Origin of the sequence: Leifsonia sp. EB34, from assembly GCF_041260585.1 — a bacterium.
Classification (GTDB): Bacteria; Actinomycetota; Actinomycetes; order Actinomycetales; family Microbacteriaceae; genus Leifsonia.
This window is the reverse complement of the sequence record NZ_JBGCCV010000002.1, coordinates 1,477,557-1,501,092: the sequence shown is the minus strand read 5'-3', so window position 1 is coordinate 1,501,092 and position 23,536 is coordinate 1,477,557. Positions and strand designations below refer to the sequence as shown.

The 23,536-nt window shown below is 71.1% G+C and carries 25 protein-coding genes and 2 pseudogenes; 21 read left to right on the top strand and 6 right to left on the bottom strand.

The window, feature by feature from the left end; genetic code table 11:
* Positions 1-49: 49 nt before the first annotated feature.
* Entirely contained in the window at positions 50-814 is a 765-nt protein-coding gene (gene map, locus ABIA36_RS16665; protein ID WP_369963644.1) for a type I methionyl aminopeptidase, read from the bottom strand.
* 153 nt (positions 815-967) lie between these two features.
* On the opposite strand from map, the gene ABIA36_RS16660 reads away from it, so the two are divergent.
* The 10 genes and pseudogenes from ABIA36_RS16660 to ABIA36_RS16615 form a co-directional block, all read left to right on the top strand.
* On the top strand, positions 968-1,462 hold the full coding sequence (locus ABIA36_RS16660) for a hypothetical protein (protein ID WP_369963643.1): 495 nt from the start codon (positions 968-970) through the stop codon (positions 1,460-1,462).
* A 218-nt stretch (positions 1,463-1,680) separates the two neighbouring features.
* On the top strand, positions 1,681-2,028 hold the full coding sequence (gene rplS, locus ABIA36_RS16655) for a 50S ribosomal protein L19 (protein WP_369963642.1): 348 nt from the start codon (positions 1,681-1,683) through the stop codon (positions 2,026-2,028).
* A gap of 81 nt (positions 2,029-2,109) precedes the next feature.
* On the top strand, positions 2,110-2,853 hold the full coding sequence (gene lepB / locus ABIA36_RS16650) for a signal peptidase I (RefSeq protein ID WP_369963641.1): 744 nt from the start codon (positions 2,110-2,112) through the stop codon (positions 2,851-2,853).
* Positions 2,853-3,515: a ribonuclease HII gene (locus ABIA36_RS16645; RefSeq protein ID WP_369963774.1), complete on the top strand. Its 663-nt coding sequence runs from the start codon at positions 2,853-2,855 to the stop codon at positions 3,513-3,515. Before lepB ends, ABIA36_RS16645 begins: the two co-directional genes overlap by 1 nt.
* Before the next feature lie 26 nt (positions 3,516-3,541).
* Complete coding sequence (locus ABIA36_RS16640) at positions 3,542-3,865, top strand: DUF2469 family protein (RefSeq protein WP_018190696.1); 324 nt, start codon at positions 3,542-3,544, stop codon at positions 3,863-3,865.
* Positions 3,866-3,967: 102 nt separating this feature from the next.
* Positions 3,968-4,324: a YraN family protein gene (locus tag ABIA36_RS16635; protein ID WP_369963640.1), complete on the top strand. Its 357-nt coding sequence runs from the start codon at positions 3,968-3,970 to the stop codon at positions 4,322-4,324.
* Positions 4,324-5,865, top strand: a complete 1,542-nt coding sequence (locus tag ABIA36_RS16630) for a YifB family Mg chelatase-like AAA ATPase (RefSeq protein WP_369963639.1) — start codon at positions 4,324-4,326, stop codon at positions 5,863-5,865. The genes ABIA36_RS16635 and ABIA36_RS16630 overlap by 1 nt, the downstream gene beginning before the upstream one ends.
* Positions 5,862-6,179, top strand: coding sequence for a hypothetical protein (locus ABIA36_RS16625; protein ID WP_369963638.1), 318 nt, complete (start codon positions 5,862-5,864; stop codon positions 6,177-6,179). The genes ABIA36_RS16630 and ABIA36_RS16625 overlap by 4 nt, the downstream gene beginning before the upstream one ends.
* Positions 6,176-7,240, top strand: a complete 1,065-nt coding sequence (gene dprA, locus ABIA36_RS16620; RefSeq protein ID WP_369963637.1) for a DNA-processing protein DprA — start codon at positions 6,176-6,178, stop codon at positions 7,238-7,240. The genes ABIA36_RS16625 and dprA overlap by 4 nt, the downstream gene beginning before the upstream one ends.
* A 141-nt stretch (positions 7,241-7,381) precedes the next feature.
* Positions 7,382-7,648 (top strand): annotated as a pseudogene (locus ABIA36_RS16615) (site-specific integrase); the annotation flags it as partial.
* Positions 7,649-7,699: 51 nt separating this feature from the next.
* Here ABIA36_RS16615 and ABIA36_RS16610 read toward each other — a convergent pair.
* Positions 7,700-8,137 (bottom strand): hypothetical protein, encoded by a 438-nt coding sequence (locus tag ABIA36_RS16610; RefSeq protein ID WP_369963777.1) that lies wholly within the window; start codon positions 8,135-8,137, stop codon positions 7,700-7,702.
* Between ABIA36_RS16610 and ABIA36_RS16605 the strand changes: the two are divergent.
* A pseudogene (locus ABIA36_RS16605) lies at positions 8,096-8,719 on the top strand (tyrosine-type recombinase/integrase); the annotation flags it as partial. The gene ABIA36_RS16610 and the pseudogene ABIA36_RS16605 sit on opposite strands and share 42 nt — an antisense overlap.
* Here ABIA36_RS16605 and ABIA36_RS16600 read toward each other — a convergent pair.
* Positions 8,682-9,425 (bottom strand): peptidoglycan DD-metalloendopeptidase family protein, encoded by a 744-nt coding sequence (locus tag ABIA36_RS16600; RefSeq protein ID WP_369963636.1) that lies wholly within the window; start codon positions 9,423-9,425, stop codon positions 8,682-8,684. The pseudogene ABIA36_RS16605 and the gene ABIA36_RS16600 sit on opposite strands and share 38 nt — an antisense overlap.
* Positions 9,426-9,642: 217 nt before the next feature.
* Between ABIA36_RS16600 and ABIA36_RS16595 the strand changes: the two genes are divergently transcribed.
* From ABIA36_RS16595 to ABIA36_RS16560, 8 genes are all read left to right on the top strand, one after another.
* Positions 9,643-11,151: a sugar porter family MFS transporter gene (locus tag ABIA36_RS16595; RefSeq protein WP_369963635.1), complete on the top strand. Its 1,509-nt coding sequence runs from the start codon at positions 9,643-9,645 to the stop codon at positions 11,149-11,151.
* Between the two features lie 275 nt (positions 11,152-11,426).
* On the top strand, positions 11,427-12,359 hold the full coding sequence (rpsB, locus tag ABIA36_RS16590; RefSeq protein ID WP_369963634.1) for a 30S ribosomal protein S2: 933 nt from the start codon (positions 11,427-11,429) through the stop codon (positions 12,357-12,359).
* A 42-nt stretch (positions 12,360-12,401) separates the two neighbouring features.
* On the top strand, positions 12,402-13,232 hold the full coding sequence (tsf, locus tag ABIA36_RS16585) for a translation elongation factor Ts (RefSeq protein WP_369963633.1): 831 nt from the start codon (positions 12,402-12,404) through the stop codon (positions 13,230-13,232).
* Positions 13,233-13,357: 125 nt separating this feature from the next.
* Positions 13,358-14,071 (top strand): UMP kinase, encoded by a 714-nt coding sequence (gene pyrH / locus ABIA36_RS16580; protein WP_369963632.1) that lies wholly within the window; start codon positions 13,358-13,360, stop codon positions 14,069-14,071.
* A gap of 97 nt (positions 14,072-14,168) precedes the next feature.
* On the top strand, positions 14,169-14,723 hold the full coding sequence (gene frr / locus ABIA36_RS16575; protein WP_369963631.1) for a ribosome recycling factor: 555 nt from the start codon (positions 14,169-14,171) through the stop codon (positions 14,721-14,723).
* Positions 14,724-15,722 carry a phosphatidate cytidylyltransferase gene (locus tag ABIA36_RS16570; RefSeq protein ID WP_369963630.1) on the top strand — a complete coding sequence of 333 codons (999 nt, stop codon included), beginning with the start codon at positions 14,724-14,726 and terminating at the stop codon, positions 15,720-15,722.
* Between the two features lie 12 nt (positions 15,723-15,734).
* On the top strand, positions 15,735-16,283 hold the full coding sequence (locus ABIA36_RS16565; protein WP_369963629.1) for a DivIVA domain-containing protein: 549 nt from the start codon (positions 15,735-15,737) through the stop codon (positions 16,281-16,283).
* 71 nt (positions 16,284-16,354) lie between these two features.
* Entirely contained in the window at positions 16,355-17,071 is a 717-nt protein-coding gene (locus ABIA36_RS16560; RefSeq protein WP_369963628.1) for a lytic transglycosylase domain-containing protein, read from the top strand.
* Positions 17,072-17,085: 14 nt separating this feature from the next.
* On the opposite strand, the gene ABIA36_RS16555 is transcribed toward ABIA36_RS16560, so the two are convergent.
* Complete coding sequence (locus ABIA36_RS16555) at positions 17,086-17,751, bottom strand: hypothetical protein (RefSeq protein WP_369963627.1); 666 nt, start codon at positions 17,749-17,751, stop codon at positions 17,086-17,088.
* 62 nt (positions 17,752-17,813) lie between these two features.
* Between ABIA36_RS16555 and ABIA36_RS16550 the strand changes: the two genes are divergently transcribed.
* Entirely contained in the window at positions 17,814-18,113 is a 300-nt protein-coding gene (locus ABIA36_RS16550) for a hypothetical protein (RefSeq protein ID WP_369963626.1), read from the top strand.
* 75 nt (positions 18,114-18,188) lie between these two features.
* On the top strand, positions 18,189-18,932 hold the full coding sequence (locus tag ABIA36_RS16545) for an alpha/beta hydrolase (protein ID WP_369963625.1): 744 nt from the start codon (positions 18,189-18,191) through the stop codon (positions 18,930-18,932).
* Positions 18,933-18,950: 18 nt separating this feature from the next.
* Here the strand turns inward: ABIA36_RS16545 and ABIA36_RS16540 are convergent, their stop codons facing one another.
* Positions 18,951-19,988 carry an AI-2E family transporter gene (locus ABIA36_RS16540; protein ID WP_369963624.1) on the bottom strand — a complete coding sequence of 346 codons (1,038 nt, stop codon included), beginning with the start codon at positions 19,986-19,988 and terminating at the stop codon, positions 18,951-18,953.
* Positions 19,989-20,026: 38 nt separating this feature from the next.
* Entirely contained in the window at positions 20,027-23,419 is a 3,393-nt protein-coding gene (locus ABIA36_RS16535; RefSeq protein WP_369963623.1) for a DivIVA domain-containing protein, read from the bottom strand.
* Positions 23,420-23,536 lie beyond the last annotated feature (117 nt).

Genomic DNA, 23,536 nt, shown 5'->3' with positions numbered 1-23,536 from the left:
TGTACGCAACACGCCGGGTGGGGGCGTACACAACTCCGGAACGGATGGATCAGGGCGCGGTGAGGACGAGGGGGCCGGACTCGGTGACGGCGACGGTGTGCTCGGAGTGGGCGCCGCGCGAGCCGTCGGCGGAGCGGAGCGTCCAGCCGTCCGGGTCGGTGAAGATCTTGTCGGTGGTCTCCAGGAACCACGGCTCGATCGCGATGACCAGGCCCGGGCGCAGCGGGAAGCCGCGGCCGGCGCGCCCGTCGTTCGGGATGTGCGGGTCGCCGTGCATCGTGCGGCCGACGCCGTGGCCGCCGAACTGCGTGTTGACCGAGTAGCCCTCGGCGTGCGCAACCGCCGCGATAGCCGCCGAGATGTCGCCCACGCGGCCACCCGGCTGCGCCGCGGCGATCCCGGCGGCGAGCGCTCGGCGGGTCGTGTCGATGAGCCGGAGGTCCTCGTCGCGGGCGGAGCCGACCACGAGGCTGACCGCGGAGTCGGCCACCCAGCCGTCCACGCTCGCCGCGAAGTCGAGGCTGAGGAGGTCGCCGTCGCGCATCCGGTAGTCGTGGGGGAGGCCGTGCAGCACGGCGTCGTTGACGGAGGTGCAGATCACCTTGCCGAACGGGCTCGCGCCGAACGACGGGTGGTAGTCGATGTAGCAGGACTCCGCGCCGCGGCTGCGGATCAGCGCGTGCGCGATCCGGTCCAGCTCCAGGAGGTTGACGCCCACCTTCGCCGCCGCGGCGGTCTCGGCGAGGACCTCCGCGACGAACCGGCCGGCCGGCCGCATCTGCTCGATCTCGGCGGGGGTCCTCAGCTCGATCACGTCGGTGTCCTCTTTCTGTGGTGGGGCTGCGTCCAGTCTTCCATGCGGCGCGGGCGCACCGTCCGCCGTTGGCGAACCGTCCGCCGTGGGCGAACCGTCCGCCGTGGGCGAACCCCTAGCCCGTGCACAGCCGCGCGAGGTTACGCTGGTCGCGTGTTCATCCGCAAGGCGTTCTACTGGTGGCTCTTCCCGTCCGCCGTGGTGCTGCCCGTCTGGCTGCTGATCGGCTGGGCCGCATTCCACCAGGGCAGCGGCTGGACGTTCCTCGGGCTGCTCGTGCTGTGCCCGATCCTCTTCGTCGCGCTGATCGCGATCGGCGGGATCCTGATGGCCCGCAAGAGCGTCAGGGAGACCCGCGCGGTCTCCTGGCGCGACACCGGGCTCCTCGCCGGGTGGAGCGCCTCCATCATCGCGTTCGGGTTCTTCCCGCCGGGCGCCACGGGCTGGCTCGCCGTGCTCGGCGTGCTGTTCTTCCTCGGCCTGTTCTGGGTCGGGCTCTGGGAGCTGGTCACCGAGGCGCGCGAGCGCGTGGCGGTGACCTTCGCCGCGTACCAGCAGGCCGCGCAGCCGCAGCAGGTGCCGGCGCCGCCGAGCGCCGTGGTCGACGACGCGGACGTCATCATCATCGAAGAGCACCGCGAGGACTGAGCCGGGGCCGCAATCCCCGTCGTCGCGCTTTGGCAATGGGGCCTCGGGCGTGGCAGAATGGTTGTTCGTGCCGCCGCCCGGCTCTGCCGCAGGGGAGCCAGCAAATCGAGCGAGCACACCCAATCGAATCCCGGCCGTTCACCCGTGTGCGCAGCGCGCATCCGCAGCGGCCCCGAATCCGTCCCCGACCTGCAGGCGGGTACAGAGAGCGAACAGCAATGCACATCCTCGATCAGGTGGACGCCGCGTCCCTCAAGTCGGACATCCCCTCGTTCCGTGCCGGCGACACCGTCAAGGTGCACGTCAACATCATCGAGGGCACGCGCTCTCGTATCCAGGTCTTCCAGGGCGTCGTGATCGGCCGCTCCGGCGAGGGCGTCCGCGAGACCTTCACGGTCCGCAAGGTCAGCTTCCAGGTCGGCGTCGAGCGCACCTTCCCGGTCCACTCCCCGGTCATCGACCACATCGAGGTCGTCACCCGCGGTGACGTCCGTCGCGCCAAGCTGTACTACCTCCGCGAGCTGCGCGGCAAGAAGGCGAAGATCAAGGAGAAGCGCGACAACTGAGCGTTTCGCGCGCCACTCTTCCTGAGCCCTCGGTCCTACACTGGACCGGGGGCTCAGGCGTTTGACGAGCGGGCAGGGTGGATGACGGACGAGACACTGCCCACGCGGCCCGAAGGCGTGGCGCGGGGCGAGGGCGGCAGGCGTAGCGGCGTGCTGTTCCTGCGGGACGTGGCCGTCGTGGTGGTGATCGCGCTGCTGGTGGCCTTCCTGGTGAAGACCTTCGTGGTGCGCTCGTTCTACATCCCCTCCGGGTCGATGGAGAGCACCCTCCAGGTCGACGACAAGATCCTGGTCAATGAGCTGCAGCCGTCGGTGCTCCCGCTCGCCCGCGGTGACGTCGTCGTGTTCCGGGACCCGGGCGGCTGGCTCCCGAAGACGCCGCCGGTCGTCCGCGACCCGGTGGCGCAGGCGGCGGACACCGCGCTGACGTTCGTCGGGCTGTCCGCCTCCGACAGCGACGACCACCTCGTGAAGCGGTTGATCGGCCTCCCGGGCGACCGGGTGGTGTGCTGCGACGCGGCCGGGATGATCACCGTCAACGGGGTCGCGATCCACGAGCCGTACATCGAGATCCCCGCCGGCGAGAAGAACGCCGCGACGCTCGCCTTCGACGTGACGGTGCCCAAGGGCCGCATCTGGGTGATGGGGGACAACCGCTACGACTCGCAGGACTCGTCCCGCAATCAGGCGCTCCCCGGCCACGGTTTCGTGCCGCTCGACCACGTCGTGGGGCGGGCCGCCGTGATCAGCTGGCCGGTCAGCAGATGGACGTGGTTGGACGACTATCCTGAAGTCTTCAGAGGGGTGGAGGAGAAGACGAAATGATGACCCCGGTCTCGCCGTCGCTGCGCTTCGAGAAGGCGCTCTACCGCGACGGCGTCACCTCGATCGTGGCCGTGGACGAGGTCGGCCGCGGGGCGCTGGCCGGCCCGGTGGCGGTCGGCATGGTGGTCATCGACACCGCGGTCAAGCGCATCCCGCCGGGGCTGCGCGACTCCAAGCTGCTGCCCGAGCCGGTTCGCGAGGCGCTCGAACCCGCCTGCCGGCGCTGGTCGCTGTTCCACGCCGTGGGGATGGCCTCCGCCGCCGAGGTCGACTCGCTCGGCATCATGCGCTGCCTCGGCCTCGCCGGGGCCCGTGCGCTCGCGATGCTGGAGGACATGGGCGCACAGGTGCGCGAGAGCACGATGATCCTCGACGGCAACTACGACTATCTCAGCCCAGCGCTGATGCGCCCGGCGCGCGTCGTGACGCGGATCAAGGCCGACCGCGACTGCGCATCGGTGGCCGCCGCCTCCGTGATCGCGAAGGTGCACCGCGACCGGCTGATGATCGGCCACGACGTGGACTATCCCGGCTACGGCTGGGTGAGCAACAAGGGCTACTCGACCCCGGAGCACTTCGCCGCGATCGCCGAGCTCGGTCCGAGCGCGCTGCACCGGTTGACCTGGCTGAAGGACCTCCAGACGCTCGACATGCCGACCTGAGGCGGCACGGCTAGACTTGACGAACGATGGATGAGGACGAGTTCGACGACTACGACCGCGAGGTCGAGCTGGCTTTGTATCGCGAATACCGGGACGTCGTCTCGCAGTTCAAGTACGTGATCGAGACCGAGCGCCGCTTCTACCTCGCGAACGAGGTGGAGTTCGTGCGGCGCGACACGGAGCACGACTTCTATTTCGAGCTGACGATGAACGACGTCTGGGTGTGGGATGTCTACCGCGCCGACCGGTTCGTGAAATCCGTGCGCGTGCTCACGTTCAAGGACGTGAACATCGAGGAGCTCTCCAGCAAGGAGTTCGAGCTCCCGAAGGAGCTGGCGCTCGACGAGTGACGTCGTCCTGCACAGCGTTCCTGAGCTGACGACTTCTCCACAGATTTCGTCCCTCCCGGTTCTGCCCGGGCCCCTCCGACCACGCTGGTCCTGGGAGGAAACATGGCAGAGAAGGATCGTTTGGGCCGGCGCGGCGAGGCTGTGGCGGCGGACTGGCTGGAGGCGCGGGGCTACGCGATCGTGGCGCGCAACTGGCGCTGCGCGAGCGGAGAGCTCGATCTGATCGCACGCCGCGGCCACGTGACCGCGTTCGTAGAGGTCAAGACCCGGAGCTCGGTCGCGTTCGGGCATCCGTTGGAGGCGATCACGGCTGAGAAGGCCGCACGGTTGCGCCGCCTGGCGGCGGAGTGGTGCCGGGCGAACGGCCCGGTCCGCGGCGAGACGCGCATCGACGCCATCGCGGTGCTCGACGCGTGGAGCGCGACGCCGACGGTCGACCACCGCGCGGGGGTGGTGTGATGGCGCTCGCACGCACGTTCGCCGTGGCGCTCACCGGCATGCGCGGCGACATCGTGGAGGTGGAGGCCGACATCTCGGCCGGTCTGCCCGCGTTCGTGCTCATCGGGCTGCCCGACGCCGCGCTCGGCGAGTCGCGCAAGCGGGTGTCCGCAGCGGCGGCCAACGCCGGCTGCACCCTCACCCAGCGCAAGCTGACCGTGAACCTGTCCCCGGCCTCCCTGCGCAAACAGGGTTCGGGGTTCGACCTCGCGATCGCGGTGGCCGCGCTGGCGGCTTCCGGAGTGATCCCGGCCGCGCCCGCCGCCCGAGCCGTGCACGTCGGCGAGCTCGGCCTCGACGGGCGCCTGCGCCCGGTCCCGGGGGTGCTCCCCGTCGTGCTGGCCGCACGGAACGCCGGCTTCGCGCGGGTGCTGGTCCCTACGGCGAACGCCGAGGAGGCCGCCCTGGTCGACGGCGTCGAGGTGGTGCCGGTGGTCGGCCTCCGCGCTGCCGCGATCGCCCACGGCGCCGACCTCGATCCGATCGAGCAGACTCCCGTCGTCCTGGCCGACGATGGCGACCCAGTGGACGACGAGCCAGACATGGCCGACGTCGCCGGCAACGACGACGCGGTCGACGCGTTCGTCGCCGCGGCCGCGGGAGGCCACAACGTGTCGATGATCGGGCCGCCCGGCGCAGGCAAGACCATGCTGGCGCGGCGCCTGCCGTCCCTGCTGCCCGACCTCACCCCCGAGCAAGCCTTGGAGACCACCTCCATCCGCTCGCTGGCGGGCCGGGGCGTGGCCGCCGGCCTGATCCTTCGGCCACCGTTCGAGGCACCGCACCACACGGCGTCGTCCGCCGCCCTCGTCGGCGGCGGCAGCGGACGGCTGGTTCCTGGGGCGATCGCGCGGGCGTCGAACGGGGTGCTGTTCCTCGACGAAGCGGCGGAGTTCCAGCCCAACGTCCTGGACGCCCTCCGCCAGCCCCTGGAGTCCGGCTCCATCGCCGTCGACAGGGCGGCCGGGAGCGCCACCTTCCCGGCACGCTTCCAGCTCGTCCTCGCCTCCAACCCGTGCCCGTGCGGCCGTTACGGCTCGGCCGACGAGGAGTGCTCCTGCACCCCGGCCGCCCGTCGCCGTTACCTCACTCGCCTGTCGGGCCCCCTCCTCGACCGCGTCGACATCCGCCTCACCGTGCGCCGCCTGGGCCTCGGCGCCCTGCGGACGGCATCCGACGGCACCGCTCCCTCGCGGACAAGCCGGGACCTCCGCCAGAGGGTCGAGCACGCCCGCGCCACCGCCCGCGAACGCCTGCGCGGCACCGGCTGGACGACGAACTCCCAGGCCGCGGGGACCTGGCTCAGAGCCCCCGAACGCCAGGTCGCCGCATCCGCCCGGGGCACCCTCGACCGCTCCCTGGAACGCGGCGCGATCACGATGCGCGGCTACGACCGCACCCTCCGCCTCGCCTGGACCCTGGCCGACCTCGACGGCGACGGGAGCCCGACCGCCGAGCACGTCGCCCGAGCGCTGTACCTGAGAAGGGGTGCGTTCGCATGAGCAGGACCTGGATCGACCTCATCCGCGCGGAGCGGGACCACCCCGAGCGCGAGCGCGAACGGTGGTGCGGCGGCTGTGCGCTCTGGCGGCTGGCAGCCGGGACGGTGGAGACGGAAGGAGGGCGAGAGGGCGCGGATGCGCGGGAGGTGCGGGACGTCGGCGCGGAGCGGGAGGCCGCCGCGGGGTCGGAGGCTGCCGCCCCGGATACCGGCACGGCAACGAACACGGGGTGGGGCGTGCGATCCGGCGCCCGGTCCAAATGCAATCTGGATTCGCTCGCACCGCCGCCGATCCTCCCCAGGAGCGCCCGATGAGCGCCGACACCTTCCCCGGCCTGACGTGCCGGGAGGTCGCCTCCCTCATCGGCAAGGTCTCCACGGGCATGGAGTATCCGGATGAGCCGTCGATGCTCGCGGCGGCCGCGCGAGCGGCCTTGTCGTCCGCGGTCGAGCCGGGCGACACCGACGCCGCACTGCTGGTGAGGTCGCTCGGCCCGCTTCCCACCCTCCGTGCCGTGATCGGCGACACCTCGCCGCAGTCCGTCCGCGTCGCACTGAGCGACGCCGGCTCGCCGGCCCTCCCGCCGATCGACCGCCTCCGGGACGCCCTCGACCGGTGGCGCGGTCGTCTCCCGCGGGCGCCGCTGCACGCCCCGCTGGAACGTGCCGCCCGCATCGGCGCACGGCTCCTGACGCCGGAGCACCCGGCCTGGCCCACCGCCCTCGACAGCCTGGAGCTCGGCGCGCCCCTCACCCTCTGGGTGCGCGGCGACCCGGCTCGGCTTGCCCGGCTCTCACGCTCCATCGCGCTGGTCGGTGCGCGGGCCGCCACCGGTTACGGCGAGCACGTCGCGCTCGAGAGCGCGGCCGGCCTGAGCGACCGCGGCTTCGCGATCGTCTCGGGAGGCGCCTACGGCGTCGACGCCGCCGCCCACCGCGCGGCACTGTCGAGCGGTCAGGTCACCGTCGCGTTCCTGGCCGGAGGCGTGGACCGCCTTTACCCGGCCGGGAACGACGACCTCCTGCAGCGCATCGCCCGAACCGGCCTCCTGCTGGCCGAGCTCCCGCCCGGCTCGACCCCGACGCGCTGGCGTTTCCTGATGCGCAACCGGCTGATCGCCGCCGCCGGCAACGCGACGGTGGTCGTCGAGGCCGGCGCTCGCTCCGGCTCGCTGAACACGGCCGGCCACGCCGCCCAACTCGGCCGCCCCCTGGGAGCCGTCCCCGGCCCGATCACGTCCCCGGCGTCCGCGGGCTGCCACCGTCTCATCCGCGAGTACGGCGCGACCTGCGTGACCGGCCCCGACGAGATGGCGGAACTGGCCGAGCCGCTGGGAGCGCACCTGGGCGTCGAGGAGTCCGGAGGCGCAGCGTGACAGGTGCACGGATGACGCGGACCGACTGCGGGCAGAGGTCGCCCCCGACCGTCGAGGAAACGCGGGCTGAGGCGAGGATCGCTCCCGTGGTCCGCCGGAATCGGTCGCCCCCGGTGCGTCCGCGAGCGGGTCGCGCCGCCGATGGCGGATGCTGGGGGAGTGAACCTCCGGCACGCCGTCGACGGCTACCTGCGCCACCTGGAGGTGGAGCGCGGTTACTCGCCGCAGACGGTGCGGGCCTACCGCTCCGACCTCGCCCAGTTCGAGCGGTTCGCGGAATCGCGCGGGGTCGCCAGTACGGAGGCACTCACGCTCGACCTGTTCCGGGATTGGCTGTGGGACGGCGCCCAGCAGGAGCTCGCCCGCGCCACGCTGGCACGACGATCGGCCGCGGTGCGCGGCTTCAGCGCATGGAACGCCCGGATTGGCGACTTTCCTCTGCACGTGGCCGGTTCGGTGTCAGCGGGCGGGTATGCGTCCGGTGGCGGTGGCGGTGGCGGTGGTGCTGGCGCTGGTGGCGTAGGTGCTGGTGACCGTGGTGCCGGTGGCGTTGGTGCTGGGGGCTTTGGTGCTGGTGACCTTGCTGCCGCTGGCCTTGGTGCCGCTGGACTTGATGCTGATGATCTTCATGCCGGTGACCTGGGTGCCGCTAGCCTTCGCGACGGTGACCGCGACGCTGGTGGCCACGCCGCTAGTGGCCGCGACGCCACTGACCGCGACGCCACTGACCGCGACGCCACCGACCTCGACGCCACTGACCTCGACGCCGCCGACCCCGGGTCCGCCGACCCTGCCGCCGGCACCGGTCGCGCCGACCCCGGATCCGCCCACCCTGACGCCCACCCCGGCCGCGCCGACCCCGCAGCTCGACTGCGGGCGCCGAAGGCCGACAAGCACCTCCCGCGCGTGATCACCCGCGCGCAGATCGACGGCTTGCTCGACGCGCTGGCGGCGCGGGCGGAGGGTGGGGAGCCCGCGTCGATCCGGGATGTCGCGGTCATCGAGATGCTGTATGCGGCCGGGATCCGCGTCAGCGAGCTCACCGGGCTCGATGTGGACGACGTGGACCTCGAGCGGTTGACCTTGCGGGTCGTCGGCAAGGGGAACAAGGAGCGGGTCGTCCCGTTCGGTGTGCCCGCGCTGCGTGCGATCCGACGGTACCTGGAGGTCGCACGGCCGGCGCTCGCCGCCGAACGCTCGGGGCCGGCGCTACTTCTCGGGGCACGCGGGGGACGGCTCGGCACGCGTGCGGTCTACCAGCTCGTGGCGTCGCTGCTCGCCGACCTCCCGGGCGGTGGTCCCGCCGGTCCGCACACCCTGCGCCACACTGCCGCGACGCACCTGCTCGACGGGGGAGCGGACCTGCGGGCGGTCCAGGAGATCCTCGGCCACGCGAGCCTCGGGACCACCCAGATCTATACCCACGTCTCCACCGAGCGGCTCAAGGAGACCTACCGCATCGCCCACCCCCGCGCCTGACGGGACGACCGCGCGCCGACGCGCGATCCGGCGAATCCGCGACCCCGGGACCCCGCGACGCGGACGCTTCGCCGGGGCGACCTCGTGACGCGGACGCTTCGCCGGGGCGACCTCGTGACGCGGACGCTTCGCCGGGGCGACCGCGCGGTGCGGAGGCTGCGCCGGGGCGCAACGGCAGCAGCACCGACCTCGGCGGCCGTTCGAAAAAGAGCAACGGCGACACATATTCGCCGTCGATGCGGACGCCGACGTGCAGACAGGTGCCGGAGCAGTGCGCGCCCTCACCGACGACGCCCATCACCATTCCACGCGTCACCGTGTCTCCCACGGCCAGGCCCTCAGCCGCGACCGGCTCGTAAGACGAGAGCACGCCCGCCCCGTGGTCCAGGGTGAGCACCGGCCGGTCGACCACCACCCCGACGAAGTGCACCGTCGCGTCCGAGGGAGCGGTGACGGTCGTGCCGGGCCGGGCTGCGAGGTCGACGCCCCGATGCCCGGCGGCGTACGGCGACGGCGGGGCCGCATACGGCTCGACAGCCCGCACCGTCGCGAGCGGCCACGACCACCGCGACGAGACGCGCAGGGTTTCGAGGTCGACCCCAGCGGGTGACGCCCCGCCCGCCGGAGCGACCGCCGCAAGGCCGACCAGTCCCGCAACCAGGACAGCCGCCCCCGCCGCCCCCGCCACGCTCGACCGACTCCACATCCCACTCACCCCGCACCCCGAATCCACCCTCAGTACCCGTACCAGCTTCCGCCCGCGCCCCGCTCCCGCCCCCGGCCCCCAGCGAATCCGTGCACAACCGCCTCCCACCCCCGGCCTGTGCAGGACTCTTCTGCACGCGAACGAGTCGGCGTACCGTGACCAGCGCACGTTCCGCCGTCCCCCGCAGGGGCCGGCGACCCGATCGAGGAGGGGTCTCATGTCCGACCAGCGCAGAACCGGTTCCGAGCGGGAGGATGAGAACGTTCCCCAGCCCACGGCGGCGATGCGACGCAAAGTCGTCGGGCTCGCGACCGCCGCGGCGGTCGGCGGGTTCCTGTTCGGTTTCGACTCCTCTGTCATCAACGGAGCGGTCGACTCGATCCAGCACCACTTCACGCTCAACGCGTTCGTCACGGGGTTCATCGTCGCCGTCGCTCTGCTCGGCTGCGCGGTCGGCGCCTACGTCGCTGGACGCCTCGCCGACCACTGGGGCCGCGTCCGGGTGATGCTGCTCGGCGCCGGTCTGTTCCTCGCCAGCTCCATCGGCGCGGGGCTCTCGTTCTCCGTCTGGGACCTCGGGTTCTGGCGCATCGTCGGCGGTCTCGGCATCGGCATCGCCTCCGTGGTCGCGCCGGCGTACATCGCGGAGATCGCGCCCAAGCAGCGCCGTGGCGGACTCGCCTCGCTGCAGCAGCTCGCCATCACGATCGGTATCTTCGTGGCCCTGCTGTCCGACGCGCTGCTCGCGGGCGCAGCCGGCGCGGCGGCCAACCAGCTCTGGTTCGGGCTGGAGGCCTGGCGGTGGATGTTCCTCGTCGGCGTGATCCCGTCGGTCGTCTACGGCATCCTGGCGCTGATCCTGCCGGAGTCGCCGCGGTTCCTGCTCTCCACCGGCCGGCACGACGAGGCGCGGGCGATCTTCGCGACGCTCGTCCCGGAAGAGGACGTCGACCGGCAGGTGCGCGACATCGAGAACGCCATCGAGGAGGACAAGGAGGGGGCCAAGGGCACCCTGCGCGGCAACCGGTTCGGGCTGAAACCGATCGTCTGGATCGGCATCATCCTGTCCGTCTTCCAGCAGTTCGTCGGCATCAACGTGATCTTCTACTACTCGACGACGCTCTGGAAGGCGGTCGGCTTCACCGAGAGCAACTCGCTGCTGATCACGGTCATCACCTCGATCACCAACGTGGTGGTCACCGTCGTGGCGATCCTCCTGGTCGACCGGGTCGGCCGGCGGCCGATCCTGCTGACCGGCTCAGTGGGCATGGCCGTGTCGCTTGCGGTGATGGCGCTCTCGTTCAGCTTCGCGCACAAGGCGGCCGGCGCGGTCACCCTGCCGAACCCGTGGGGGCCGATCGCGCTCATCGCGGCCAACATCTTCGTGATCTGCTTCGGCGCCTCGTGGGGTCCACTGGTCTGGGTGCTACTGGGGGAGATCTTCCCCACGCGCATCCGCGGCGCGGCGCTCGGCGTGGCGGCCTCGGCGCAGTGGGTCGCGAACTTCCTCGTCACGGTCTCGTTCCCGCCCATGTCGGACTTCTCGCTGCCGTTCACGTACGGGATGTACGCGATCTTCGCCGCCCTCTCGTTCTTCTTCGTCTTCTACAAGGTGCCGGAAACCAACGGGATGGCGCTGGAGCACGCCGAGACGCTGTTCGCCAACGCGGGGCGCAGCCGCGGCCCGCAGGTGCGGTCGTCGGGGGACACGGTCCCGCGTCCCTGAGCCGGTCCGGGCGCGGCCCCGGTCGGGGCCCGGTTCCTGATAGGATGTCCACTGCACTCCGCATGTCGGAGTGACTACGCGTGTCCGGAACATCCTCTCCCGAGGGTGTGCGCTTCTCCACCGGTCTCCCGCTCATCCACCACGGTCCGCCGTGCGGAGGCGCGGGTGCGGGGAGGCGTGGGGCACCAGGAGCGGCGGCCGCCCGGCTGCCGCTGGACAACCGAGAGTCGCGACCCCGCCGTAAGGCCGGGCGCGCAAGAACAGGAGAACGGCAAATGGCCGTCGTCACCATGCGCCAGCTGCTCGACAGCGGCGTCCACTTCGGACACCAGACCCGCCGCTGGAACCCGAAGATGAAGCGCTTCATCCTCACCGAGCGCTCGGGCAGCTACATCATCGACCTGCAGCAGTCGCTCGCCTACATCGACAAGACCTACGAGTTCGTGCGCGAGACGGTCGCCCACGGCGGCACCATCCTCTTCGTCGGCACCAAGAAGCAGGCGCAGCAGGCCATCGCCGAGCAGGCGACCCGCGTGGGCCAGCCCTACGTGAACCAGCGCTGGCTGGGCGGTCTGCTGACCAACTTCCAGACCGTCTCCAAGCGCCTCGCGCGCATGAAGGAGCTCGAGGAGCTCGACTTCGAGGGCACCACCAGCGGCTTCACCAAGAAGGAGCTGCTGATCAAGAAGCGCGAGCTGGACAAGCTCCACAAGTCGCTCGGCGGCATCCGCAACCTGTCCAAGACCCCGAGCGCCATCTGGGTCGTGGACACCAAGAAGGAGCACCTCGCGATCGACGAGGCGAAGAAGCTGGGCATCCCGGTCATCGCCATCCTCGACACGAACTGCGACCCGGACGAGGTCCAGTACCCGATCCCGGGCAACGACGACGCCATCCGCTCCGTCACGCTCCTGACCCGCATCGTCGCCGACGCCGCGGCCGAGGGCCTCATCCAGCGTCACCAGAAGCCGGAAGAGGGCGCCGAGCCGGCCGAGCCGCTGGCCGAGTGGGAGCAGGAGCTCCTCTCGCAGCCGCAGGACGAGCTCCAGGCGAGCGCTGAGACCGAGAAGGCGGCCGACGCCGACCTCGCCGAGGCCAAGGCGGACTCCGCCGAGGTCGTGGCCGAGGGCGAGGCGGACGCTGAGGCCGAGGTCGAGGCCCCGAGCGAGGCCGAGGCCGACGCCGACGCCGACGCCGAGGCCAAGTAACCACCCTCACCAAACTTCGAATCAGAAGGTTCCACTCAGAACATGGCAAACATCAGCATCGCTGACATCAAGGCCCTGCGCGAGCAGCTCGGCACCGGAATGGTCGACACCAAGAAGGCCCTCGAAGAGGCCGGTGGCGACATCGAGAAGGCGACCGAGATCCTGCGCCTCAAGGGTGCCAAGGGCAACGCGAAGCGTGCCGACCGCTCCACCTCCGAGGGCCTCGTGGCCGCGAAGGAGAACGGCAACGGCACCGCGACGATGATCGAGCTCGCCTGCGAGACCGACTTCGTCGCGAAGGGCGAGAAGTTCATCGCCCTCGCCGACAAGGTGCTCGACGCGGCCGCGGCCGCGGGCGCCACTACCGTCGAGGAGGCGCTGGCCGCCCCCGCCGGGTCGCAGACCGTCGCCGAGCTCATCGGTGACGAGGCCGCGATCCTCGGCGAGAAGGTGGAGCTCCGCCGCATCGCCGTCGTCTCGGGCGAGAACTTCGCGATCTACCTGCACAAGACCTCCAAGGACCTGCCCCCGCAGGTCGGCGTGGTCGTCGGCTACGCCGGCGCCGACGCGGAGACCGCCCGCAGCATCGCGCAGCACATCTCCTTCGCGAACCCGACCTACCTCACCCGTGAGGACGTCCCGGCCGAAGAGGTCGAGAACGAGCGTCGCATCGTCGAGGAGATCTCGCGCAACGAGGGCAAGCCGGAGGCCGCGCTCCCGAAGATCATCGAGGGCCGCCTCGGCGCCTACTTCAAGCAGGTCGCCCTGCTCGAGCAGGAGTACGCCCGCGACAACAAGCAGACGATCGCGCAGGTCCTCAAGGACTCGGGTCTGACCATCTCGGGCTTCGCCCGCTTCAAGGTCGGCGCCTGACCCAGGCATGAAGGAGTCCGGATCGTGAACCACGATCCGGACTCCTTTTCTGTGCCCGCCGCGCCTGTTCAGGCGGTGGGGCACGCACTAGCGTTAACGAAACACACGGAAGGACTCCTACACACATGACGGCAGCCACTCACAGACGCAGGGTCCTTCTGAAACTCTCCGGCGAGGCGTTCGGCGGCGGCCAGCTCGGGGTCAACCCCGACATCGTCGGCAGCATCGCCCGCGAGATCGCCCAGGCGGCGGAGGATGTCGAGATCGCCATCGTCGTGGGCGGAGGCAACTTCTTCCGCGGCGCCGAGCTCTCCCAGCGCGGCATGGACCGCGGGCGCGCCGACTACATGGGCATGCTCGGCACCGTCATGAACTCGCTGGCCCTCCAGGACTTCCTGGAGCAAGCCGGAGCGGCGACCCGGGTTCAGTCCGCGATCTCCATGACCCAGGTGGCGGAGCCCTACATCCCGCGCCGCGCCGAGCGCCACCTCGAGAAGGGCCGCGTCGTCATCTTCGGCGCCGGCGCCGGCCTGCCGTACTTCTCCACCGACACCGTCGCGGCCCAGCGTGCGCTGGAGATCAGCGCCGACGTCGTGCTGGTCGCCAAGAACGGCGTGGACGGCATGTACGACTCCGACCCGCGCACCAACCCGGACGCGCGCAAGATCGACCAGATCAGCCACCAGGACGCCCTGCAGAAGGGCCTCAAGGCCGTCGACTCCACTGCGCTCAGCCTCTGCATGGACAACGGGATGCCGATGCGCATCTTCGGCATCGAGCCGGCCGGCAACGTCACCGCCGCGCTGCTCGGCGCCGAGATCGGCACCCTGCTCGGCTGACCCCTCCGGCGGGGCGCGCTGCGCGGGCGTGCTGCACGGGGCGCTCCGCGGCCTGGCCCTAGACTAGACAACGACTCATCGATCTGAAGGAGAAACCGTGATCGCGGATGTGATTTCCGACGCCCGCCAGCGCATGGCCAAGACCGTGGACGCGGCGAGGGACGACTTCGGCACGGTGAGCGCGGGGCGCGCGAACCCCGCCCTCTTCCAGAAGGTGCTGGTCGACTACTACGGCTCGCCGACCCCGCTGGCCCAGCTCGCGGGCCTGCAGAACCCGGAAGCCCGGGTCCTGCTGGTGACGCCCTACGACAAGTCCGCCCTCAAGGAGATCGAGAAGGCGATCGTCAACATGCCGAACCTGTCGGCGAACGTCGGCAACGACGGCGAGATCGTGCGCGTCTCCCTGCCCGAGCTGACCGAGGACCGCCGCAAGGAGTTCGTCAAGATCGTCCGCGGCAAGGGCGAGGACGCCAAGGTCGCCATCCGCAACATCCGTCGCAAGGCGAAGGACGACCTCGACGCGCTCAAGGGCGAGGTCGGCGACGACGAGGTGGCCCGCGGCGAGAAGGAGCTCGAGGCCATCACGCGCACCAACGTCGACGCGATCGACGAGGCCCTCAAGCGCAAGGAAGCCGAGCTTCTCGAGGTCTAGATGAGCGAGGGGAGCAGCCCCGGCGAGCCTCGCACGCCGGCGTCGGGCAGAAGGGGGAAGTCTGCGGCGCGCGCTGAGCTGCGCGCGCAGGTGCAGGCGACGAGGGCCGACTTCGAGCGGCAGGTGCTGGCGCGCAAGGCGCAGCTCGACGCCACGAACGAGCGGATCGCGGCCCGGACGGGCCGCAACCTGATCCTGGCGATCCTGATCGGGCTCGTGGCGGGCGCGCTGCTCGTGCTGAGCCTGATCTTCATCAAGGAGCTCTTCCTGGTCTTCGGGGCCGCGATCATCGGATTCGCCGCCTTCGAACTCACGCAGGCGTTCCGCGGGGCCGGGAGGCGCGTGCCGCGGACCCCGTCGCTGATCGCTTCGCTCGCGATCGTCCCTGCGACGTTCTGGTTCCACGCGGGCGGCCAGCTCATCGCACTGGCGTCGGGCATCGTGCTGGTCGTCGTCTGGCGGCTGGTCGAGGAGGCCGTGCTGCCCGCCAAGCGGGCCGGGGGAGTGCTGCTCGCCCGCGACCTGGCGTGGAGCGTGCTCGTGCAGATGTACGTGACGCTGCTCGGCTCGTTCGCCATCCTGCTGCTGGCGGAGAACAACGGCGAATGGTGGGTGCTCGGCTTCCTGATCGTGGTCGTCGCGGTCGACACCGGCGCGTACGCGAGCGGACTGTCGTTCGGCCGGCACCCGATGGCGCCGACCATCAGCCCCAAGAAGACCTGGGAGGGCTTCGCCGGGGCCGCGGTGGCGGCCATCGTCGCCGGCGTCCTGGTCTCGCTGTTCATGATCCATCAGCCCTGGTGGTTCGGGGTGATCTTCGGCGTGGTGGCGCTGCTGACGGCCACCGCGGGAGACCTGGCGGAGTCGCTCATCAAGCGCGATCTGGGCATCAAGGACATGAGCTCCTGGCTGCCCGGGCACGGCGGCTTCCTCGACCGGCTGGACTCGATCCTGCCCTCGGCGGCGGCCACCTACGTGCTGTTCCTCATCTTCTCCTGACAGAATGGGCTGGTGAGCACCTTCCCCCGGAGCCCCAAGTCGAAGCCAGGCTATGACGTCGCGCAGGTCGACGAGTTCCTCGTCAGCGCCCGTCGCGCCTACGACTCCGACCCGTCGACCCCAGGCACTCTGTCGGCCGCCGACATCCGCCACACGGCGTTCTCGATGGCCAAAGGCGGCTACTCGACGTCGCACGTGGACGCGGCCCTCGAGCGCCTGGAGGACGCCTTCGCGGCCCGCGAGCGCGAGGCCGCACGTGGCGGAGGGCGCGACTCGACGTGGTTCGAAGACGCCCGCACGACGGCTCAGGCCATCCTCGACCGGCTGGAGCGGCCGGTGGGCCAGCGCTTCCAGCGGGTGAGCTTCCTGACCCTCGGCTACAACCGCCAGGACGTCGATCGGTTCGCCGGTCGGTTGGTGAAGTACTTCCAGGACGGCCGCCCGATGAGTGTGGACGAAGTTCGCACGGTCACTTTCCGTGAGCAGCGAGGGGGGTACCGTGAGGCGCAGGTGGACCTCCTCCTGGACAGCGTCACGGACGTGATGCTGGCGGTCCGCTGATCCTGGCCGTTACCTGAATAGGGGAGCTCCGTGTTGGAAACCGTCGAATTGTTCGTTATGGTTCTGTGATCGTGGGTAGACAAGAAGCAGCAGAGCTCGTTCCGCTGACCCCTGCCAACCCGGTCGGAGTCGCATTCCGCCGTTCGCGACGGCCTCACGTCCGTTCGCGCACCGTTATCTGGGGGTTCGCCTTCACGGCGGCCGTCGGCTTCGCCCTGGTGAACGTCGTGGACCCGTATTCGGGCTCCGCGGCCACGCCGGCCTATGCGGAGTCGCTCCAGAACATCCAGCAGTCGTCCCGCTTCGGCGCGGTCCCGGTTCAGAGCCTGACCGCCCCGAACGCCTCGGAGACGGCCGTCACACGCGACACGCTGGGCGTCAAGCTCAAGCCGACGCCCACCCCGACCCCGACGCCCACGCCGACGAAGTCGTCGTCCTCCTCGTCGTCCTCGTCCTCGTCGGGCGGCTCGAGCGCGCCGTCCGCGCCCGTCCCGGACCCCGGTACCGCGAAGGCGATCGCCTACCAGATGGTGCACCAGCGCGGCTGGGGCGACGACCAGTACAGCTGCCTGGTGTCGCTGTGGAACAAGGAGTCCGGCTGGCGCGTGAACGCGTCCAACCCGAGCGGCGCCTACGGCATCCCGCAGGCCCTCCCCGGCAGCAAGATGGGGCCGGGCTGGCAGACGGACGCCTCCGTGCAGATCTCGTGGGGCCTGGGCTACATCGCCGGCCGGTACACGAACCCGTGCGGCGCCTGGGCACAGTCGCAGTCGGCCGGCTGGTACTGAGCCGGATCGCTCCCTCACTCCGAGGGTGACGTGGGCGTGTACTCGCGCCAGAACCGGAAGTAGATCCGCGCGCCGAGCCACAGCGACACGATGACATAGCCGACGGCGCACGCGATGCCGACGGTCCACGCCACCGGGACGTCGGCGCCGTTCGTGGCGATCAGGACGCCGACGAAGAGACCGGCGAGCGCGCCGTTCACCACGAACGTGAACATCATGCTGCTGCCGACGACCTGGCTCTGCCCGCGGCGGCCCAGGAAGTAGTACGTGCCGCTCACGCCCTCCCTGTCGTCGTGCCAGGAGGCGCTGAGCGCCCGGGCGACCTCGGGCGCGAGCCGGACGTACTCGGCGCGCAAGCGGTTCATCGCGAGGACGTACATGAGGTCCTCCATCGACACGTTCGTCACGCGGACCTGGGTGAGGACGCCCACCACGACGACGAGGCCGAGCAGGGCGTCGGCGAAGGCCGGGAAGATGCCGGCGAACGACGTGGCCTGGCCCACGAGCGCAATGCTGACCAGCGCGGCCGACATGAGGGTCAGGAGCATGCTGATCCGGGTCAGGACCTCGCTCTGCGTCGTGCTGCGGGAGGCCAGCAGGCTCCAGTGCTCCGTGGCGAGGAACTGCGCCGCGAGAGCATCCGTGTCGCGGCGGCCGCCGTTCGGAGCGTCTTCGCTCATGCCGCCGATGGTACTGCGCGTGGGTCGGCGGGCGACAGCCGCAGCCTGCATAGACTGGAGCGGTGCCCCGCAGCAATCGTCCCCGTCGCCGTCACGGCGAGCAGCGCGAAGAGGAGCAGGACGGCCTCGAACGCCTCCTCGCCGGCTGGCGGCGCACGGAGGTGCGGCGCGGCGTCGAATGGAACGTTCAGCCCGTGTCGGCCGTGCAGGCGCAGAAGAGCTATGTGTGCCCCGGCTGCGGGCGCGAGATCGGGCCCGGTGTCGCACACCTGGTCGCCTGGCGCGCCGACGGTGTGATGGGCGACGCGGCCGATCTGGCCGCCCGCCGGCACTGGCACACGTCGTGCTGGCGGATCGTGTGAGCGAGCGGGACCCAGGCGCGTGGTTGGACCCAGGCGCGTGGAAGAGGGAGCGTGGATTATGAGGGAGACAGCGCGATGACCGACGGTGCAACGGCCCAGGGGCCGATCGAGATCCGTGGCGGCGTCGAGCTGCCCGCGCGACGCGAGGACATCGAGCTGCGCACCCGCGACGGCCTGACCCTCGTGGGCGAGCTTGCCTCCCCGCTGGACCGCGAGCCCGTGGCCACCCTCGTCACGCTGCACCCGCTGCCCACCGGCGGCGGCTTCATGGACTCGCACATCCTCCGCAAGGCCGCTGGGCGGCTACCCGCGCTGGCCGACATCGCGGTGCTGCGCTTCAACACGCGCGGCACGGCGTCGCCGCGCGGCCGCAGCCAGGGGGAATTCGGCCACGGCGTGGACGAGCGCTACGACGTCGAGGCGGCCATGGCGTTCGTCGCCGAGCGCGGCCTGCCGCACCCATGGCTGCTGGGCTGGTCGTTCGGCACGGAGCTCGCCCTGATGTACGGCCGCGAGTGCCCGGTGGACGGGATCATCCTGCTGTCGCCGCCGCTGCACCGGGCCAAGCCGGAGCACCTGGCCGCCTGGGCGGGCGACCACCGGCCCATCGTGGCGCTGATCCCCGAGCACGACGACTACCTGCGGCCGGCGGAGGCTGCGGAGCGGTTCCGTCCGCTGCCCCAGATCGAACTGGTCGACGTGGAGGGCGGCAAGCATCTCTGGGTGGGGGAGAACCAGACCCGCCGCGTGCTCGACGAGATCGTGGAGCGGCTGAACCCCGCGGCGGCGCCCCTGCCGACGCAGTGGCCGCCGGCCTGACGCGCCGCTTTCGGGGCCCTAGAGCTCGTTCTGCCGGGGGATGACGACCTGCTTGATGATGAGCAGGATCGCCGCGGCGAACGGGATGGCGACCAGCGCGCCGAGGATGCCGAGCAGCGTGCCGCCGGCGAGCGCCGCGACCACGACCAGGGCGCCGGGCACCGACACCGCACGGTTCATGATGCGCGGGCTCAGCACGTAGGCCTCCACCTGCATGTAGACGAGGTAATAGACCGCGGCGGTGATCGCGGTGGGCGGCCCGGAGAAGAGGCACACCGCGACGATGATGACCGAGCCTGTGATGGTGCCGACGAGCGGGATCAGCGAGAAGAAGAACGCGATCGACGCGAGCAGGATCGGGAACTTCGCGCCGATGAATGTGAGGAAGATCGCGCTCAGCACGCCGTTGACGAGCGCGAGCGACACCTGGCCGCCGACGTACTTGCCGACCGAGTCGGTGATCTGGTCGCCCAGGTCGGCGAAGCGGGAGCGGCGCGAGGCCGGCACGAGCTGGTAGGCGGCGCGCTTGATGCTCGGCAGCGACGCGGTGAAGTAGATGGTCAGGATCACGACGATGATCACGCCGAACGCGCCCTGCACGATGCCGAAGCCGGTCTGCAGCACCTTGGACGTGATGTCCGGCAGGTTCTTCTGCAGCCACTGGGTGACCGCGTTGATGTTCTGCTGGTTGACGACGGTGGGGAACTGGTGCTGGAGGCTGAGGAACCACTTCTCGGCGCCGCCGTTGTTGACCCAGTTGATCGAGTTCTGGACGAGCTGCGTGGCCTGACTGACCGCGATGGGGACGATCGCCCAGATCAGGCCGACGAAGGCGCCGACGATGACCACGAGGGTCACCACCAGCGCCAGCCAGCGCGGGAACTTGCGGCGCTCCAGGAAGGAGATGAGCGGCTCGATGCCGAGCGCGAGGAAGAGTGCGGCCCCGATGTAGGTGATGATCGTGGCCAGGCTCACGATCGAGGTCAGGATCAGGACGCCCAGGCCCACGCCGAGCGTGCCGATCAGGCCGACTCGGAACGCGTTCTGGATCTTCACTCAGTCCCCCTCCGGGCTGTCCGCCCGGGAGGCGGCACTCAGTCGTCGGCCGAAACCGTGTCCGCCTGCTGCAGCATACCCCTGAGGTTCTCGAAGTACCCGGCCACGGCTTCGCGCTCAATCCTAATCTGGGAGAGGCGGTCCTCCGCGTCGGACACCAGGCGTTGCGTGCGCTCCTCGGCCTCCGCGACCAGCGCGTCGGCGCGCTCCTGAGCCTCGCGGACGATGCCGGCGGCGACCTTCTCGGCCTCCTTGCGCGCCTTCTTGACCGTCTCGCGGGCCTCGGTGTCGAGGGTCTCCGCCTCGGTGCGCGCCTGAGCGGTGCGCTTGACCGCGTCGGCGAGCTGCACGTTGGCCTCGTCCAGGTACTTCTGCGTCTGGGCGACGGCCTCCTGGTGGCGGCCGAGGTACTCCTTCTCGGCCTCGTCGCGCCGGGCGCGGAGCTCGACGTCGAGGTCGATGCGCGCCTGCTCGATCTCGCGGGTGCGCTTGTCCAGCTCGGCGAGGGTGGCGGTGCGGAGGGCGGTGAGCTCGGCCTCGAGGTCGGCGCGGGCGGTCGCGGCCTCCTGGTCGTAGGCCGCCTGGCGCTCGGCGAGCTCGGCGTCGAGCGCGGTGCTCGCCTCCGCCGCCTCGCGCGCGACCTCCGCGCGGGCCTTCGCCGTCTCGGCGTCGAGGGTGACGCGGGCGCGCTCGGTCTCCTCGGCGAGGGTCACCCGGGTCTGGTCGGCTTCGCGCTCGAGCTCGACGCGCTGCTGCTCGCGGTCGTTCTTCAGCTCCTGGGCCGTGCGGGCGCGCTGGTCGGCGAGGTCGGCTGCGGTGCGCTTCACGTCGGCGGCGAGTGTGCTGCGGGTCTGCTCGGTCTCGTCGGCGAGCCGGGAGCGGGTCTCCTCGACCTCGGCGGCCAGGGCCGACTTGGTCTGCTCGACCTCGGCGGCCAGCGCGGACTTGGTCGTGGTCACTTCCGTCTCCAGCGCGGACTTGGTCTGCTCGACCTCGGCGGCCAGGTTGGAGGTCGTGGTCCTGACCTCGGTCTCCAGGGCCGACTTCGTCTGCTCGACCTCGGCGGCGAGGGCGGACTTGGTCTGCTCGACCTCGGCGGCCAGGGCGGCCTTGGTGGTGACGACCTCGGTCTCCAAGGCCGAGAGCGTCTGCTCCTCCTCGGCGGCCAGTCGGGCGGCGGTCTGCTCGACGTCGGCGGCGAGCTGGGCCCGGGTGGCGGTCACCTCGGCCGTGAGGGCGCTGCGTTCGGTCGCGAGCTCCTCGGCCAGGGCGGTGCGGGCCTCGCCGACCTCGGCGGCCAGCTCGGCGCGCACGTCGGCGGCCTCGGCCTCCAGCTCGCGGCGCTGACGCTCGGCGTCGGCGGCCAGCTCGGCGCGGGTGGTCGCGACCTCCTTGGCGAGGGCGGCCTGGGTGGTCTCGACTTCTTCGGCGAGGGCGGCCTTGGTGGTCGCCACTTCGTCCGCGAGAGCGGTCTGGGTGGTCTCGACCTCGTCGGCGAGGGCGGCCTTGGTGGTCGCCACTTCTTCCGCGAGGGCGGTCTGGGTGGTCTCGACCTCTTCCGCAAGGGCGGCCTTGGTGGTGTCCACCTCCTCCGCGAGAGCGGCCTGCGTGGTCTCGACCTCCGCGGCCAGCTCGGCGCGCGCGACGTCCACCTCTGCGGCGAGCTCGGCCCGCGTGGTCTCGACCTCCTTGGCGAGGTCGGCCTTCGTGGTCTGGACTTCCTTCGCGAGGGCGGACGTGGTGGTGCGGACGTCCTTGGCGAGCGCAGCCTTGGTGGACTCGACCTCCTTCGCGAGGGCCGAGCGGGTGCTCTCGACCTCCTTCGCCAGCGCGGCCTGGGTGGTCTCGACCTCCTTGGTGAGGGCGGAGCGGGCCGCGTCGACCTCTGCGGCGAGGTCGGTCCGGGTGGTCTCGACCTCGGCGGCGAGGTCGGCGCGGGTGTCCGCGACCTCGGTCGCCAGCTCGGCCGCGGTCCGCTCGCGGAGGGCCGCGATGCGGGCCCGGGTGGTCTCCTCCTCGGCGGTGAGCTCGTTCGCGACGCGCTCCCGGTCGGCCGTGAGCTGCGCGGCGGTCGCGATCCGGTCCGCTTCGAGCGCGCTGCGGGTCTCTGTGGTCTCGCGCTCGAGGGTCGTGCGGGTCTGCAGCACCTCGTCGGCGAGCTCCTTCGTGGTGCGCTCCACCTCCTCGGCCAGCGCGGAGCGCGTGGTGGTCACGTCGGTTTCGAGCGCGGAGCGGGTGGTGGTCACCTCGGTCTCCAGCGCGGCCTTCGTGCTGGTGACCTCGTCGGCCAGCGCGGCTTTCGTCCGTGCCACCTCGTCGGCGAGCTCGGCCTTGGTGCGCGCGACCTCGTCCGCGAGTGCGGAGGTGGTCGTCGTGACCTCATCGGCCAGCCGGGCCTTGGTCTGCTCGACCTCGGCGGCGAGGGCGGACTTGGTCTGCTCGACCTCGGCGGCCAGCGCCGTCGTGGTCTGCTCGACGTCGGCGGCGAGCGCCTGGCGCCGGGTGGTGTCCTCGTGGTCGAGGTCCGCACGCGTCTGCGCGTCCAGCGCGGCGAGGGTCGCGCGCTGCTGCTCGACCTCGTCCGCGAGCTCGGCGCGGGCCTGGGCGACCTCGGCGGCGAGGGCGGCGCGTGCCGCGGCCTGCTCGGCGGCCAGCCGGTCGGCGGTCTCGGCGACGCGCTTGTCGAGTTCGAGCCGGATCTGCGCCGCCTCGCGCTCGAACGCCGCGCGGTCGGCCGCGAGAGCGTTCTCCAGCTCGCCGCGGCGCGCGGCGATGGTGCGGTCGAGCTCGGCGGCCTCGGTGCGCGCGGCCTCCGCCTCGCGCAGGGCGACGGCCTTCAGCTCCGCGGCCTCCCGGTCGGCCTCGGCGCGGAGGGCGGCCGCCTCGCGCTTGCTCGTCGCGCGCAGCTCCGCCGCCTCGGTGGCGACGGCGCCGCGGATGGCGGCGGCCTCCCGGATGGCGTCGGTGAGCAGGGTCTCCTTGTCGGCACGCGTGCGCGCGAGCAGCTCGGACGACTCGATCTGGGCGTCCTCGAGGGCGGTGGTCGCGCGGGCCTGGGCGTCGGCGAGGATGCGCTCGGCCTGCTGCGCTGCCGTCCGCTTGATCTTGTCGACCTCGGCCGTGACGCCGGCGCGCAGCTTCTCTGCGTCGATGTCGGCCTGCGCGATGAGCCGGGTGGACTGCTCCTCGGCGACCCTGAGGGTGTTCTCCAGCTTGGTGCCGAGCCCGGAGTAGGTGGGGCTGCCGACCTCTTCGATCTCGGCGTTCAGCTCGTCGATGCGGAGCTGGAGGCGCTTGAGCTCCTTGGCCTGGTCGGCCGACTGGGTGTTGGATTTGATCAGCTCGCGCCGCAGGTCCTGGACGGCCTGGTCCACTTCGTCCTTGTCGTAGCCGCGAAAGACCTGGGTGAAGTTGGATTCGTCGGTGGCCACCGTGTTACTCCTGGGGGATCGAGAGAGCGAGCCGCGCGCGCGCCGCATCGATCTTACATTTCGAGACCCGTACCCGCATGGGGGACTGCAGGAGCGTGCAGACAACGGTTAGATGCC

What these genes read in the sequence shown, in the direction of transcription:
- rplS (WP_369963642.1), top strand. Translation starts at nt 1,681, where the DNA reads ATGCACATCCTCGATCAGGTGGACGCCGCGTCCCTCAAGTCGGACATC.
- lepB (WP_369963641.1), top strand. Translation starts at nt 2,110, where the DNA reads ATGACGGACGAGACACTGCCCACGCGGCCCGAAGGCGTGGCGCGGGGC.
- ABIA36_RS16645 (WP_369963774.1), top strand. Translation starts at nt 2,853, where the DNA reads ATGACCCCGGTCTCGCCGTCGCTGCGCTTCGAGAAGGCGCTCTACCGC.
- ABIA36_RS16640 (WP_018190696.1), top strand. Translation starts at nt 3,542, where the DNA reads ATGGATGAGGACGAGTTCGACGACTACGACCGCGAGGTCGAGCTGGCT.
- ABIA36_RS16635 (WP_369963640.1), top strand. Translation starts at nt 3,968, where the DNA reads ATGGCAGAGAAGGATCGTTTGGGCCGGCGCGGCGAGGCTGTGGCGGCG.
- ABIA36_RS16630 (WP_369963639.1), top strand. Translation starts at nt 4,324, where the DNA reads ATGGCGCTCGCACGCACGTTCGCCGTGGCGCTCACCGGCATGCGCGGC.
- ABIA36_RS16625 (WP_369963638.1), top strand. Translation starts at nt 5,862, where the DNA reads ATGAGCAGGACCTGGATCGACCTCATCCGCGCGGAGCGGGACCACCCC.
- dprA (WP_369963637.1), top strand. Translation starts at nt 6,176, where the DNA reads ATGAGCGCCGACACCTTCCCCGGCCTGACGTGCCGGGAGGTCGCCTCC.
- ABIA36_RS16600 (WP_369963636.1), bottom strand. Translation starts at nt 9,425, where the DNA reads ATGTGGAGTCGGTCGAGCGTGGCGGGGGCGGCGGGGGCGGCTGTCCTG.
- ABIA36_RS16595 (WP_369963635.1), top strand. Translation starts at nt 9,643, where the DNA reads ATGTCCGACCAGCGCAGAACCGGTTCCGAGCGGGAGGATGAGAACGTT.
- rpsB (WP_369963634.1), top strand. Translation starts at nt 11,427, where the DNA reads ATGGCCGTCGTCACCATGCGCCAGCTGCTCGACAGCGGCGTCCACTTC.
- tsf (WP_369963633.1), top strand. Translation starts at nt 12,402, where the DNA reads ATGGCAAACATCAGCATCGCTGACATCAAGGCCCTGCGCGAGCAGCTC.
- pyrH (WP_369963632.1), top strand. Translation starts at nt 13,358, where the DNA reads ATGACGGCAGCCACTCACAGACGCAGGGTCCTTCTGAAACTCTCCGGC.
- ABIA36_RS16570 (WP_369963630.1), top strand. Translation starts at nt 14,724, where the DNA reads ATGAGCGAGGGGAGCAGCCCCGGCGAGCCTCGCACGCCGGCGTCGGGC.
- ABIA36_RS16555 (WP_369963627.1), bottom strand. Translation starts at nt 17,751, where the DNA reads ATGAGCGAAGACGCTCCGAACGGCGGCCGCCGCGACACGGATGCTCTC.
- ABIA36_RS16545 (WP_369963625.1), top strand. Translation starts at nt 18,189, where the DNA reads ATGACCGACGGTGCAACGGCCCAGGGGCCGATCGAGATCCGTGGCGGC.